Source organism: Aeromonas sp. R2-4, assembly GCF_040908365.1.
Taxonomy (GTDB): domain Bacteria; phylum Pseudomonadota; class Gammaproteobacteria; order Enterobacterales; family Aeromonadaceae; genus Aeromonas; species Aeromonas veronii.
The window spans coordinates 82,936-96,355 of sequence record NZ_JBFODO010000013.1 but is presented as its reverse complement, the minus strand read 5'-3'; the positions used below and the strand labels follow the sequence as shown (position 1 = coordinate 96,355).

Here is a 13,420-nt window from a genome sequence, read left to right as displayed (position 1 = left end):
ATGAACGAGCCGCTGGCCCGCTTTATTGGCCTCTATCAGCAACTGGACAAACAGCAGTTGCACCGCTTGCCCGAGGTCTATGCCGAACAGGTGGTCTTTACCGATCCGGCCCACCGTATCGAGGGGCTGGCGGCCCTTGGCGACTATTTTGCCGCCCTCTATCAGCGCCTCGCCTACTGCCGTTTCGTCATCACCAGTCAGCAGCAACAAGGGCAGCAGGCCTGGCTCGGCTGGACCATGACCTTCTCTCACCCCAGATTGCGTGGTGGTGAGCCGGTGACGGTGGAGGGGGCCACCCGCCTCGAATTCGACGAGGCGGGCAAGGTGTGCCAGCACAGGGACTATTTTGACCTGGGCGCCATGCTCTACGAGCAGTTGCCGCTGCTCGGGCCCGTGGTGCGCACTATCAAGATGAGGCTTGGCGCATGAGCGGCCGGGTGCTTATTACAGGCGCGACTTCCGGCATTGGTCGCCAGTTGGCGCTGGATTACCGGCGGGCAGGCTGGCAGGTGTGGGGTTGTGGCCGCGATGGCGAACGGCTGCAGGCGCTGGGGCTGGATGGTGTCACGCCGCTGCAGTTCGATGCCCGGGATCTGGCCGCAATGAGCGGGGTGGCTGCTACGCTGCCATCTCTCGAGCTGCTGATCCTTAACGCAGGCAACTGCGAGTACATGGATGTGGCGGAGGGGTTTGACAGCGAGCTGTTTGCCCGTGTCATCGACACCAATCTGACCGCCACCGGCCATGCTTTGGCCGCCTTCTTGCCGTTGCTAGGGGCGGGATCACGGCTGGCCATCGTCAGCTCGTCGGTGAGCTGGCTGCCGCTGCCGCGAGCCGAGGCCTATGGCGCCTCCAAGGCGGCCCTCGACTATCTGGCGGATACCTTGCGCCTCGATTTAGCCAGCAAAGGGATCGGGGTGACCCTGATCCGCCCCGGCTTTGTCCAGACGCCGCTCACCGCCAAAAATGATTTTCCCATGCCCTGTCTGGTGACGGTGGAGCAGGCCTCCCGCGCCATCATGGACGGGCTGACCGCTGGTCGTCACCAGATCCACTTTCCCCGCCGTTTCATCTGGTTGCTGCGCCTGCTTGGTGCGCTGCCGGTGGGGCTCTGGCTGCGCCTTGGCCGCGCACTCGTATCGAAAGGAAGCCATTCATGAAGAAAAAGATCGCCATCGTCGGTTCTGGGATCTCGGGGCTCACCGCCGGTTTTCTGCTCCACAAACGCCATGACATAACCCTGTTCGAGGCGGCGCCGACTCTGGGGGGGCACACAGCCACTGTCGATGTGAATCAGGCTGGCCGCAGCTATGCCATCGACACCGGTTTTATCGTCTTCAATGATCGCACCTACCCCAACTTCTTGAAGTTGCTGGCACGGATCGGCATGGCGCGGCAACCGGCCGAGATGAGCTTCTCGGTGAAAAGCCCGGAGGGGCTGGAGTATAACGGCCATAACCTCGACACCCTGTTTGCCCAGCGCAGCAATCTGCTGAGTCCGCGCTTCTACGGCTTTGTCGCCGAGATTTTGCGGTTCAACCGGGAGGCACGGGCCTGGCTGGCAGATGGGCAACATCAGGGAGCTGGCCCCGAGCTGACCCTGGGGGATTTTTTGCTGGCGGGGGAGTTTAGCGACTACTTCGCCCGCCACTACATCTTGCCGATGGGGGCGGCGATCTGGTCATCGACGCTGGCCGATATGCGCGCCTTCCCCCTTGGCTTCTTCCTGCGCTTTTTTGCCAACCACGGCTTGCTGGATGTGGCCAATCGCCCCCAGTGGTACGTGATCCCGGGTGGCTCGCGGGAATATATCGGCCCCCTTACCGCGGGTTGGCAGTCGCAGATCCGCCTCGCCTGTCCGGTGCAGAGCGTACGGCGGGACGCGGACGGCGTGGTGATCCAGAGCAGTTACGGCGAGGAGCGGTTTGACGAGGTGATCTTCGCCTGCCACAGCGATCAGGCGCTGGCGCTGCTGGCGGATCCCGGCGAGCGGGAGCAGGCCATCCTCGGCGACATGCCCTATCAGGCCAACGATGTCTGGCTCCATACCGATGCTCGCTGCCTGCCCACCCGCCGCAAGGCATGGGCAAGCTGGAACTATCAGCTAGATGGCAACGACGAGGCGCGGCCGCTGGTGAGCTACAACATGAACATCCTGCAGGGGGTGAACTCGCCGGAGCCTTTCTGCGTCAGTCTTAACCCCAAGGGCAAGGTGGATGAGAGCAAGGTGCTGCGCCGCTTCGTCTACCACCATCCGGTGTTCAATCAGGCCTCCATCGCCGCCCAGCAGCGCCGCGCGGAGATCTGCGGCCAGCAGCACACCCACTTCTGTGGCGCCTACTGGTACAACGGCTTCCACGAGGATGGGGTACGCAGCGCGCTGGATGTCGCCAGGCGCTTCGGAGCCGAGCTATGAACGGCGCCACCGTGGCCACGGAACATGAGCGTGCCAACGAACTGGCTGGCGTCACCAGCGCCATCTGGCAGGGCTCGGTGCACCACCGCCGTTTTGCGCCGCGGGCTCACGCCTTCTCCTACAGCCTTTTTATGCTGGGACTGGATCTCGACGAGCTACCGCAGCTCGATCAGGGGCGCTGGTTCGGTGTGGAGCGCTCAGGGCTGCTCTCGTTTCACCGCCATGACTATCTCAAGGGGAGTGAGGGGAGCCTCAAGCAGGCGGTGTGGCAGAAGGTGAGCGAACTGGGTGGAGATGCCGAGCCTGAGGGGCGGGTACTGCTGCTCGGCAATGTGCGCTGTCTGGGGTTCTACTTCAGCCCGGTCAACTTCTACTTCTGCTACCGGCAGGGCGAGGCGCGCTATCTGCTGGCAGAGGTGTCGAACACTCCCTGGAACGAGCGTCACTACTACCTGCTGGATTTGGCGGCGCTGGCACCCCATGACAAGGATTTTCACGTCTCCCCCTTTATGGGGCTGGCGATGCGTTATCACTGGCGGATCAGGCCGCCCGCACAGGAGACCCTGATCCACATCGAGAGTCATCCCGTATCCGGTGAAGCCAAGCTGTTTGACGCAACCCTGGCGCTCACTCGCGAACCCTTGTCGCGCAAGGGGCTGGTGGCCCTGCTGGCCCGCTGGCCCTGGATGACCATGAAGGTGCTGCTCGGGATCTACTGGCAGGCCCTGCGTCTATTTATCAAACGAACCCCGATATTTACCCATCCGGAGAGCCGCTAATGGAACTTGCTCAATCAACCCTCTCTGCCTCTTTCATCGACAAGGGGGCAAGGCAACTGCTGCTCAATCTGCTGGGTCGCCTCGAACATGGCCAGCTGCTGCTGCGGGATGGCGGTGAGCGCCACAGCTTTGGCGTCGCGGGTACCGATCTGCATGCCGAACTGGTGGTGCTGGATCCTGCCTTCTATCGTCGCCTGTTGCTGGGGGGCAGCATTGCCGCCGGAGAAACCTGGGTGGAGGGACTCTGGACCAGCCCGGATCCGGTGGCGCTGGTGCGGCTGCTGGCCCGCAATCTGACCCTGCTCGACTCCCTCGAACGGCGCCTCGGCTGGCTCAGCTTCCCCTTCAACAAGGTGCGCCACTGGCTCAACCGCAATACTCTGACCGGTTCGCGCTCCAACATCGCCGCCCACTACGATCTCGGCAATACCCTCTATCAGGGGTTTCTCGACAGCCATATGCAGTACTCGAGCGCCATCTATCCGAGCGCCGAGGCCACTTTGGAAGAGGGGCAGCAGGCCAAGCTGCGCACCATCTGCGAGCGGCTGGCGCTGGGGCCTGATGATCATCTGCTGGAGATTGGCACCGGTTGGGGCGGCCTCGCCGTCTATGCCGCCCGCCACTATGGCTGCCGGGTGACCACCACTACCATCTCCCGGGCCCAGCATGACTATGCCAAGGAGTGGATTGCACGGGAGGGGCTGGGGGATCGCATCACCTTGCTGCTGGAGGATTACCGCAAGCTGGAGGGCACCTATGACAAGCTGGTCTCCATCGAGATGATCGAGGCGGTAGGCCACGCCTTCCTGCCCGACTATTTCCGCCAACTGTCGCGGCTGCTCAAACCCGGTGGTCGCCTGCTCATCCAGGCCATCACCATCGCCGATCAGCGCCACGCCCAGTATCTGCGCGGGGTCGATTTTATCCAGCGCTATATCTTCCCCGGTGGCTGCCTGCCGAGCGTCTCCCAGATGGCGGGGTTGCTGGCGCGGGAGACCGACATGCAGCTGGTGCGATTGCACGATCACGGCCATCACTATGCCCGCACCCTGGCTCACTGGTGCGAGCGCTTTCTGGCGTTGGCGCCCGAGCTGCCCAAGCTCGGGTACAGCCAGGATTTCATCCGGTTGTGGCACTTCTACTTTGCCTATTGCGAAGGGGGATTCTGGGAGCGCACCATCAGTCTGGTGCAGCTGGAGGCCGCCAAGCCGGGGCCCGCTGGCTGGTCGGGTGATGTGCCAGTAAGCGGTCACTGACCATGTGGCAGTGGGCTCACCTGCTGGGGTTCAACCTCTACTGGTTGCTGGCGGTGAAGTGGCAGCAGCCGGGCCCGCTGCTGGCAATGTTGCTGCTGCACTTTATCTTCTCACCCAGCCGCCTGCGTGACTGGCGGCTGCTCCCCATCGCGGTTGCTGGCTGTCTGCTGGATGTCCTGCTCTGGCAGCTCGGCCTGTTCCGGTTCCCGTCCGGTTTTCCCCTCTGGCTGGTGCTGCTCTGGCTCGGTTTTGCCCTGACGCTGGCCCACGGTATGCGCTGGCTGTTGCGCTTGCCTCGCTGGCAGCAGGCGCTGTTTGGCGTATTTGGCGGTGCCTCCTCCTATGTGGCGGGGGCCGCCATGGGGGCAGTACACTTACCCTGGGGCATCTGGATCAGCACGGCACTGCTGGCAGTGATCTGGATGTGGTGGTTACCCGTACTCCTGTGGGTAATGGTCAAGCTGGAGGGTGAGTCATGACAAACACCTTTTCGACCGATTCGTTGCTTTTTTCCAAATGGACCAAAGAGAGCCAGCATGAGCTGACTGATCGCTTCTATCTGGTGGTTGCCTGCCAGCGGGATGCGCAGGGGCGGCTGGTGCAGGTGGTGATGCAGGATATCAACACCTTGCAAGAACAGGAGATGGACTGGCATGAACTGGAAGACCCCAACCACTGGCATATGGGGTGGAATTAACCCGCTGCTGCTGGCGTTTACGCTCTTTGCTGCAACCGCGGTGCAGGCTTCTTCCGCCCACTGGCAGCAGCTGCGCCCGGTCGGGCAGGGGGAGATGAACTGGCTCTGGTTCAAGCTCTACGATGCCACCCTCTACAGTGCGAGCGGGCGCTATCAGCCCGGTCACTATCCGCAGGCCCTGACCCTCACCTATGCCAGAGCCATCGAGCGGGAAGATCTGCTGAGCGCCACTGCCGCCGAGTGGCAGCGACTCGGTCTTGGCTCCGACGCCGAACGTCAGCGCTGGCTCGGCCAGCTCGCTGCACTCTGGCCCGATGTGCAGGCAGGCGACAAGCTCACCTTCTATGTCGACAAGGGCGGGGCAGGCCACTTCTGGTGGCAGGAGAAGTCCCTCGGGACTCTGGCCGATCCGCAATTCTCGGCCGCTTTTCTCGCCATTTGGCTGGCTGACAACAGCCGCGATCCCGCCCTTACCCGCCGCCTGCGTGGCCAACCCTGAGCATGGAGTTTCCAATGTTTTTCTATCGTGCATACCGCTGGTTGCTGTTGCTCCCTTTTTTGCTGTTGAGCGGCTGTGGTGCCAGTCTCGATAACTATCGGGGGCAGGGGCCAAACTGGGATCTCGCCCGTTTCTTCAACGGTAAATTAGTGGCTCACGGCTTGGTAACCGACCGCAGCGGCGAAGTGACCAGTCGCTTTCGGGTCGAGATGGTGGGTCGTTGGAAGGATGGCAAGGGAGAGCTGTTCGAACAGTTCTACTTTGACGATGGCCGCCAGCAGACCCGTACCTGGTATCTGAGCAAGGGCGATGATGGTCACTGGCGCGGTACTGCTTCCGATGTGGTGGGAGAGGCGGTGGGTAAAAGCGAAGGGTTCGCCCTCAACTGGCGTTATCAACTTGATCTGGCGCTACCGGATGGCGAGGTAGTGCGGGTGAGCTTCGATGACTGGATGTACCTGCTGGACGAAGAACGTCTGATCAATCGTGCCGAGATCAGCAAGTTCGGTATCCATCTTGGCGAGGTGATCCTCTATATCGAACGTCAGCCCTGACCGTTAACGCAAGATAACGACCAGTAAAAAGCGCGCCGATGGCGCGCTTTTGTTTACCGAAAAACCAGAGTCATCAGATGATGCGGTTCTCTTCCAGCATCTTGCGACGGGCCTCTTCCTTGGCCATCTTCTTCTTGCGGTTGTCACAGGGTTCCGGGCAATCGCACTCTTTCTCGATGCCGACACTACCCAGACCGCCACAGGAGCCGGAGATGGTCTTCTTCTGGAAGATGTAACCGATAGCCATGGCGGCTATCACCAGCATGAATACCCCGAAGGTGATCAGAAAAATCTGCATCTCTACCTCTTACTTCTTGACCAGATAGGGCTTGAAGGCATCGGAGTAAGCCTCTTCAAAGCCGTTGTCCGTCTTGGTGATCACGAAGATCGCCAGGCCGCGCTCGTTGGCATAGGCCAGGCTCTTCTCGGTCCCCATCACCATAAACACGGTGGCCAGCCCGTCTGCGGTCATGCAGGAGGGATGGATCACGGTGACCGACACCAGACGGTGCTGGATCGGCTTGCCGCTGCGCGGATCTATGGTGTGGGAGAAGCGCTGACCATCCAGTTCATAGTAGTTGCGGTAATCGCCGGAGGTGGCCACCCCGTTGTCACCGGGCACGATCACCTCTTGCACCGTGCCGGTGCCTGCGGTGGGCTTCTCGATGGCCACGCGCCAGGGGTGACCCTTGCCGTTGACGCCATTGATCCGCAGCTCGCCGCCAATCTCCACCAAATAGTTACGCGCACCCAGTGATTCCAGATACTCGGCTACCTTGTCCACACCAAAGCCCTTGGCGATGGCAGAGAGATCGACGTAAAGATCCGGAATGTCTTTTTGCAGGGTATCGGCATCCACCGAGGTGATGACGTGCAGGTTGCCCAGACCGGTCTTCTGGCGAGTCTGGGTGATCAGCTCGTCGGAAGGGACCTTGGTCGGCTTCTTGTCCGGGCCAAAGCCCCACAGATTGACCAAGGGGCCAACGGTGACGTCCAGCGCCCCCTGGCTCTCACGGCCAATGTGAATAGCCTCTGTGACGACCCGTGCGGTATCGCGGGAGACCACTACCGGTTTGTTGTCACGGCTCTGGTTGAAGCGCGACAGTTCGGAATCGGGGCGATAGGTCGACATCTGATCGTTGACCCGCTCCAGCAACACATCCACCTCAGCTTGAAGCTTGGCCGGATCGCTGATGGCGTTGTCCGCCACCTTGATGGAGTAGTAAGTGCCCATGGTGCTACCGGTGATGTGGATCTCCGGCTTGGATTGGACCGTCTCCTGACCGCACCCAGTCAAGAAAAAGGCTAGCCCGAAGGCTAGCCAGGTCTTTACAACACTGTGCATGGATTAACCACCAAAGTCATCCAACAGGATGTTTTCGTCTTCAACGCCCAAGTCTTTGAGCATGTTGATGACGGCAGCGTTCATCACCGGAGGTCCACACATGTAGAACTCGCAATCTTCCGGTGCTTCGTGGTTCTTGAGGTAGTTCTCGTAGAGCACGTTGTGGATGAAGCCGGTGTAGCCGTCCCAGTTGTCTTCCGGTTGCGGATCAGACAGCGCGACGTTCCAGGTGAAGTTCTCGTTCTCGGCGGCGAGCATGTCAAAGTCTTCGACATAGAACATTTCGCGCTTGGAACGGGCACCGTACCAGAAGCTCATCTTGCGCTTGGACTTCAGGCGACGCAGCTGGTCGAAGATATGGGAACGCATCGGCGCCATACCCGCACCACCACCGATGAATACCATTTCGGCATCGGTGTCTTTGGCGAAGAACTCACCGAACGGACCGGAGATAGTCACCTTGTCGCCAGCCTTCAGGCTGAAGATGTAGGAGGACATCTGTCCCGGAGGGGCAGTCCAGTTGCTCGGGGGCGGGGTTGCGATACGTACGTTCAGCATGATGATGCCGAACTCTTCCGGATAGTTGGCCATGGAGTAGGCACGGATGATTGGCTCATCGACCTTGGACTCCAGCTCAAAGATCTTGAAGCGATCCCAGTCACCGCGATACTCCTCGGGAATATCGAAGTTCTTGTAGTGCACGTGGTGAGCCGGGGCTTCAATCTGGATATAACCACCGGCGCGGAACGGCACGCTCTCGCCATCGGGGATCTGCAACTTGAGCTCTTTGATGAAGGTGGCCTTGTTATCGTTGGAGATAACAGTACATTCCCACTTCTTCACCCCGAAGATCTCTTCCGGCAGTTCGATATCCATGTCGGAGCGAACGGTAACCTGACAGGCCAGACGCTCGCCATGACGGGCTTCGCCCTTGCTGATGTGATCCAGTTCGGTCGGCAGAATGTCGCCACCACCGGATTTCACCCGTACCTTGCACTGGCCGCAGGAGCCACCGCCGCCACAGGCGGAGGAGACGAAGATACCGCTGCCAGCCAGCACGCCGAGCAGCTTGCCACCGGCCGGGCTGGTCACAGCCTTGGCCGGGTCACCATTGATGCTGATTGTCACGTCGCCCGCGGTCACCAGCTTGGACTTGGCGAACAGAATGACTGCCACCAGTGCCAGCAGGATCACGGTAAACATGACCACACCCAAAATAATTTCCATCTATCGTTCCTTTCTGATTGCAGGAAAGCCGATTACAGGGAGATACCAGAGAAGGACATGAAGCCCAGCGCCATCAGACCGGCGGTGATGAAGGTGATGCCCAGACCGCGCAGGCCTTCCGGAACATCGGAATACTTCATCTTCTCGCGGATACCTGCCAGCGCAACGATCGCCAGCATCCAGCCTGCCCCTGAACCCACACCGTAGACCACAGACTCCATGAAGTTGTAGTCACGCTGCACCATGAAGGAGACGCCACCGAAGATGGCGCAGTTCACGGTGATGAGCGGCAGGAAGATACCCAGCGCGTTGTAGAGTGCCGGGAAGTACTTGTCCAGCGCCATCTCCAGGATCTGTACCAGCGCTGCAATCACACCGATGAAGGTGATGAAGCTCAGGAAGCTCAGATCCAGACCGGATACGAGAGCGCCATCTTTAAGCACGTAGTTGTAGATCAGGTTGTTGGCAGGAACCGCGATGGTCTGCACCACAATAACGGCAATACCCAGACCCATGGAGGTCTTTACCTTCTTGGACACCGCCAGGAAGGTACACATCCCCAGGAAGAAGGAGAGTGCCAGGTTTTCGATGAAGATCGATTTAATCAACAGACTCAGATAGTGTTCCATACCTTAATCCTTCGCCTCCACCTGCTTGGGATCCTTGGTGCGCACGCCCCAAATGATCAGACCAATGATGAAGAATGCACTCGGCGGCAGCAGCAGCAGGCCGTTGGGCACATACCAGCCACCGTTGTTCACCAGCGGCAGCAGCTCGATGCCGAACCAGGTGCCGGAGCCCAGCAGTTCACGCACGGTCGCGACACTCAGCAGAATGGCACCATAGCCCAGACCGTTGCCGATACCATCCAGGAAGGAGGGCAGCGGGGCACTCTTCATGGCGTATGCTTCGGCACGACCCATTACGATACAGTTGGTGATGATCAGACCCACGAAGACCGACAGTTGCTTGGAGATGTCATAGGCGTACGCCTTGAGCACCTGGTCAACCACGATAACCAGTGAGGCGATGATCGCCATCTGTACGATAATCCGGACGCTGTTCGGGATCTGGTTGCGGATCAGGGAGATAAACAGGTTTGAGAAGGCGGTGACCGCCATGACCGCGAGGGTCATTACAAACGCAGTTTTCATCTGGCTGGTAACCGCCAGTGCAGAACAGACACCCAGCACCTGCAAGGCGATGGGGTTGTTGCCCAGCACAGGCGTCAACAGCAACTTCTTCATTTCGCTCTTGTCAGCCATTGTTGATTTCTCCTGCACGAACCTTGGCCAGGAAAGGACCGAAGCCCTTGGGACCCATCCAGAAGTCGAAGGTATGCTGTACGCCGTTACCGGTCAGAGTGGCACCGGAGAGACCATCGATCTCGTGCTCGGAGCCCGCCGGAGCATGGCCCTTGATGACGCGCAGCGCCGGCATGCCATTCTGGTCGAACAGTTTCTTGTCCTTGAACAGCGCCTGCCAGGCCGGGTTTTCGATCTCGCCACCCAGACCCGGGGTTTCACCGTGGTCATAGTAGGTGATGCCCTTGATGGTCTGGCCATCAGCGGCAACGGCGACGAAGGCATACATGGTCGACCACAGACCCTGACCGTAGATGGGCAGGATGATGCTGTCGATCTTGCCTTCGGCATCCTTGGCGAAGAATACCGGGATCTGCTTGGAGATCTGACGCAGGCTGGCCTTGTCGTCAGCGGCGGCAAGACGGATGCTGCGGGCCGGATCTTTGGCTGCCTGCTTGGTGTCGAAGTTGTCGGCATCGCCGTCAACAAAGTCACCGGTCGCCAGATCCACCAGACGCGCTTCGATCTTCTCGCCGTACAGTTTGGCCAGGTCGCGCTTGGCCACTTCGCTTACATCCACACCGGCTACGGCGAGAATGTTGCTCTGCTTGTCCAGCGCCTTGTTTTCCTGCTGGGTAGAACGCAGGCCCACAGCTGCAACGGATACCACGATGGAACAGGCCAGACACAGGCCGGTGACCACGCTGACGGTGCCGAGGGTTGAATCTTTATTAAACGCCACGAGCAATCCTCCGCTTGATGTTTGCCTGAGCGACGAAGTGGTCAAACAGGGGAGCAAACAGGTTTGCAAACAGAATGGCCAGCATCATGCCTTCCGGGAACGCAGGGTTGACCACGCGAACCAGCACGACCATTACGCCGATCAGGGCGCCATACCACCACTTGCCTTTGTTGGTAAAGGCTGCGGAGACAGGGTCGGTCGCCATGAAGGCCATACCGAAGGCGAAGCCACCCAGTACCAGATGCCAGTGCCACGGCATGTTGAACATGGGGTTGGTATCGGAACCGATGACGTTGAACAGCAGGGAGGTGGCGATCATACCGATCATCACGCCGGCGATGATGCGCCAGGAGGCGATGCGCATGTAGACGATCATGGCGGCACCCAGCAGGATCATCAGGGTAGAGACTTCACCGATGGAACCCGGCAGGTTACCCAGGAAAGCGTCCATCCAGCTGATAGCCTGGCCGGTTGCTCCGTTGATCAGCGCCATCTGGCCGCCTTGGGCCCACTGGCTCAGGGCAGTCGCGCCGGAGAAGCCGTCAACGGCAACCCACACGGCGTCACCGGAGATCTGGCCCGGGTAGGCGAAGAACAGGAACGCACGACCAGCCAGCGCCGGGTTCAGGAAGTTCTTGCCGGTACCACCGAACACCTCTTTGGCCATCACCACACCGAAGGTGATACCCAGCGCAGCTTGCCACAGGGGCAGCTCGGGCGGCACGATCAGGGCAAACAGAATGGAGGTCACGAAGAAGCCTTCGTTGATCTCGTGTTTGCGCACCATGGCGAACAGCACTTCCCAGAAACCACCGACAAAGAAGACGGTGATATAGATTGGGAAGAAGTGGGTGGCGCCAATTAGCATCTTGCTGCCGATACCGGCAACAGCCGGATCGAGGGAGGCGCCCAGCATGGTCGCCAGGGCATATTGCCAGCTGCTGGCACCAGCAGCCGAGCCCATGTGGGCAATGGCGGCAATCGCCTGGTTACCAACGTTGTACATGCCCCAGAACATGGCCGGGAACACGGCCAGCCACACCATGATCATCATGCGCTTCAGATCGAGCGCATCACGAACGTGGGAGGCGTTGCGGGTAACGCTACCCGGGGTGTAGAACAGGGTGTACGCCGCTTCGAACAGGGCATAGTACTTGGCGTACTTTCCACCCGGTTCGAAGTGGTGTTCCATATTTTCAAGAAGTTGCTTGAAACTCATCGCTTAACCTTCCAGTTCAATCTTGGTCAGGCACTCACGCAAGATCGGGCCGTACTCTGTCTTGCCGGGGCAGACAAAGGTACAGAGCGCCAAATCTTCCTCATCCAGCTCCAGGCAGCCCAGTGCTTGCGCACCGTCGGTATCGCCGGAGACCATGTCCCGCAGCAGCAGGGTCGGCAGGATGTCGAGTGGCATCACCCGCTCATAGTTGCCGATAGGCACCATGGAACGGTCACTACCGTTGGTAGTGGTGGTGAAGTTGATCAGCTTGCCCTTCATCAGATGAGAGAGGGTGGTGCGGGTGATAGAGAACTTGTTGGCGCTGGGGTTGATCCAGCCCAGGAACTCTTTCTCGCGACCTTCACCCAGCACGCAAACCTGATTGTGGTAGCGGCCCAGGTAGTCGTGAACACCTTCGGCTTTGGCACCACTCAGGATAGAACCGGAGATGATACGGTTTTCGTCGGCACGCAGCTCATTATTGGTGAGCTGGCTGATGCAGGCGCCCAGACGGGTACGCAGCAGACGCGGCTTGAGCACGTTCGGGCCGGCAAGGGCGATCACCTTGTCAGTGAAGATCTGACCGGTGGTGAACAGCTTGCCGAATGCGATCACATCCTGATAGTTGATGTGCCACTGCACCTTGGTGCTGCTGACCGGATCCAGGAAGTGGATATGGGTACCCGGCAGACCGGCAGGGTGCGGACCAACGAAGATCTCTTCCTTGACCTGAGCCAGCGGAGAGTGGGGCAGACTGCCTTCGCCTTTACAGACGTAGACGGCGCCGTCGGTCAGGCGGGTCAATACGGCCAGACCATCGAGGAAGGCCTGCGGCTGTTCCTTGATAATCAGCTCGGCATCGGCTGCTAGCGGGTTGGTGTCCATTGCAGTCACAAAGATGGCGCGCGGGGCAGACGCTACCGCGGGGACTTTGCTGAACGGACGGGTACGCAACGCAGTCCACTGACCTGATGCGACCAGGATCTCTTGCACCTTGCTGCGCTCGAGCTTGGCCAGCTCGGCAGAGGCAAAATGCTCAAACGTCACCTGTTCATCGGAACCGTCGAGGTCGATGACCACTGACTGGAGAACACGTTTGGCACCACGGTTGATCTCTGAAACCACACCGGTGGCAGGAGCTGTGAATTTAACGCCCGGATTCTTCTTGTCTTCAAAAAGATCCTGACCTTTGATGACGCGATCACCTACTTTGACGAACATAGTAGGTCGCATCCCCACAAACTCCTCGCCCAGTGTCGCAACACGGGTGATGGCGGGGCCATCGTAGATTACTTGCTCTGGCGCACCCAGCACGGGGATGTCCAGTCCTCTTTTGATTGTAATCATACTTACTTGCACTACCGTTACGGGAGAGGTTGGTT

General features: G+C 59.7%; 17 protein-coding genes. 9 read left to right on the top strand and 8 right to left on the bottom strand.

Translation table 11 applies throughout. From position 1 onward, the window contains the following. From AB5Z05_RS05790 to AB5Z05_RS05750, 9 genes are read left to right on the top strand one after another with little or no spacing between them, the layout of a single operon-like run. Entirely contained in the window at nucleotides 1–429 is a 429-nt protein-coding gene (locus AB5Z05_RS05790; RefSeq protein ID WP_005343652.1) for a nuclear transport factor 2 family protein, read from the top strand. Beyond that, a complete protein-coding gene (locus tag AB5Z05_RS05785) occupies nucleotides 426–1,160 on the top strand; it encodes an SDR family NAD(P)-dependent oxidoreductase (protein WP_368150467.1) in 735 nt (244 codons plus the stop codon). The genes AB5Z05_RS05790 and AB5Z05_RS05785 overlap by 4 nt, the downstream gene beginning before the upstream one ends. After that, on the top strand, nucleotides 1,157–2,416 hold the full coding sequence (locus AB5Z05_RS05780; protein WP_368150465.1) for an NAD(P)/FAD-dependent oxidoreductase: 1,260 nt from the start codon (nucleotides 1,157–1,159) through the stop codon (nucleotides 2,414–2,416). The genes AB5Z05_RS05785 and AB5Z05_RS05780 overlap by 4 nt, the downstream gene beginning before the upstream one ends. Beyond that, a complete protein-coding gene (locus AB5Z05_RS05775; RefSeq protein ID WP_368150463.1) occupies nucleotides 2,413–3,195 on the top strand; it encodes a DUF1365 domain-containing protein in 783 nt (260 codons plus the stop codon). Before AB5Z05_RS05780 ends, AB5Z05_RS05775 begins: the two co-directional genes overlap by 4 nt. Then, a complete protein-coding gene (locus AB5Z05_RS05770) occupies nucleotides 3,195–4,451 on the top strand; it encodes a cyclopropane-fatty-acyl-phospholipid synthase family protein (RefSeq protein WP_257123553.1) in 1,257 nt (418 codons plus the stop codon). Before AB5Z05_RS05775 ends, AB5Z05_RS05770 begins: the two co-directional genes overlap by 1 nt. A gap of 2 nt (nucleotides 4,452–4,453) precedes the next feature. Continuing rightward, complete coding sequence (locus tag AB5Z05_RS05765) at nucleotides 4,454–4,930, top strand: DUF2878 domain-containing protein (protein WP_368150460.1); 477 nt, start codon at nucleotides 4,454–4,456, stop codon at nucleotides 4,928–4,930. After that, nucleotides 4,927–5,148, top strand: a complete 222-nt coding sequence (locus AB5Z05_RS05760; RefSeq protein ID WP_019445887.1) for a TIGR02450 family Trp-rich protein — start codon at nucleotides 4,927–4,929, stop codon at nucleotides 5,146–5,148. Before AB5Z05_RS05765 ends, AB5Z05_RS05760 begins: the two co-directional genes overlap by 4 nt. Further along, the gene (locus AB5Z05_RS05755) at nucleotides 5,105–5,647 is read left to right on the top strand and encodes a chalcone isomerase family protein (RefSeq protein WP_368150458.1); all 543 of its coding nucleotides are present in this window, start codon (nucleotides 5,105–5,107) and stop codon (nucleotides 5,645–5,647) included. Before AB5Z05_RS05760 ends, AB5Z05_RS05755 begins: the two co-directional genes overlap by 44 nt. Nucleotides 5,648–5,661: 14 nt before the next feature. After that, on the top strand, nucleotides 5,662–6,201 hold the full coding sequence (locus tag AB5Z05_RS05750; protein ID WP_368150456.1) for a DUF3833 domain-containing protein: 540 nt from the start codon (nucleotides 5,662–5,664) through the stop codon (nucleotides 6,199–6,201). 73 nt (nucleotides 6,202–6,274) lie between these two features. Here AB5Z05_RS05750 and nqrM read toward each other — a convergent pair whose 3' ends face one another. The 8 genes from nqrM to AB5Z05_RS05710 are packed head-to-tail and all read right to left on the bottom strand — an operon-like array spanning nucleotide 6,275 to nucleotide 13,385. After that, nucleotides 6,275–6,499 (bottom strand): (Na+)-NQR maturation NqrM, encoded by a 225-nt coding sequence (gene nqrM, locus AB5Z05_RS05745; protein WP_005338668.1) that lies wholly within the window; start codon nucleotides 6,497–6,499, stop codon nucleotides 6,275–6,277. Nucleotides 6,500–6,508: 9 nt separating this feature from the next. Next, a complete protein-coding gene (locus AB5Z05_RS05740) occupies nucleotides 6,509–7,546 on the bottom strand; it encodes an FAD:protein FMN transferase (protein WP_368150454.1) in 1,038 nt (345 codons plus the stop codon). Between the two features lie 3 nt (nucleotides 7,547–7,549). Then, nucleotides 7,550–8,773, bottom strand: coding sequence for an NADH:ubiquinone reductase (Na(+)-transporting) subunit F (gene nqrF, locus AB5Z05_RS05735; protein WP_005338656.1), 1,224 nt, complete (start codon nucleotides 8,771–8,773; stop codon nucleotides 7,550–7,552). Between the two features lie 32 nt (nucleotides 8,774–8,805). Continuing rightward, nucleotides 8,806–9,402, bottom strand: a complete 597-nt coding sequence (gene nqrE, locus AB5Z05_RS05730) for an NADH:ubiquinone reductase (Na(+)-transporting) subunit E (protein ID WP_005338645.1) — start codon at nucleotides 9,400–9,402, stop codon at nucleotides 8,806–8,808. Between the two features lie 3 nt (nucleotides 9,403–9,405). Then, the gene (locus AB5Z05_RS05725) at nucleotides 9,406–10,038 is read right to left on the bottom strand and encodes an NADH:ubiquinone reductase (Na(+)-transporting) subunit D (RefSeq protein WP_005338644.1); all 633 of its coding nucleotides are present in this window, start codon (nucleotides 10,036–10,038) and stop codon (nucleotides 9,406–9,408) included. Then, complete coding sequence (locus AB5Z05_RS05720; RefSeq protein ID WP_005338643.1) at nucleotides 10,031–10,819, bottom strand: Na(+)-translocating NADH-quinone reductase subunit C; 789 nt, start codon at nucleotides 10,817–10,819, stop codon at nucleotides 10,031–10,033. The genes AB5Z05_RS05725 and AB5Z05_RS05720 overlap by 8 nt, the downstream gene beginning before the upstream one ends. Further along, complete coding sequence (locus tag AB5Z05_RS05715) at nucleotides 10,809–12,038, bottom strand: NADH:ubiquinone reductase (Na(+)-transporting) subunit B (RefSeq protein ID WP_005338642.1); 1,230 nt, start codon at nucleotides 12,036–12,038, stop codon at nucleotides 10,809–10,811. Before AB5Z05_RS05715 ends, AB5Z05_RS05720 begins: the two co-directional genes overlap by 11 nt. A gap of 3 nt (nucleotides 12,039–12,041) precedes the next feature. Beyond that, nucleotides 12,042–13,385 carry a Na(+)-translocating NADH-quinone reductase subunit A gene (locus AB5Z05_RS05710; RefSeq protein WP_005349684.1) on the bottom strand — a complete coding sequence of 448 codons (1,344 nt, stop codon included), beginning with the start codon at nucleotides 13,383–13,385 and terminating at the stop codon, nucleotides 12,042–12,044. Nucleotides 13,386–13,420 lie beyond the last annotated feature (35 nt).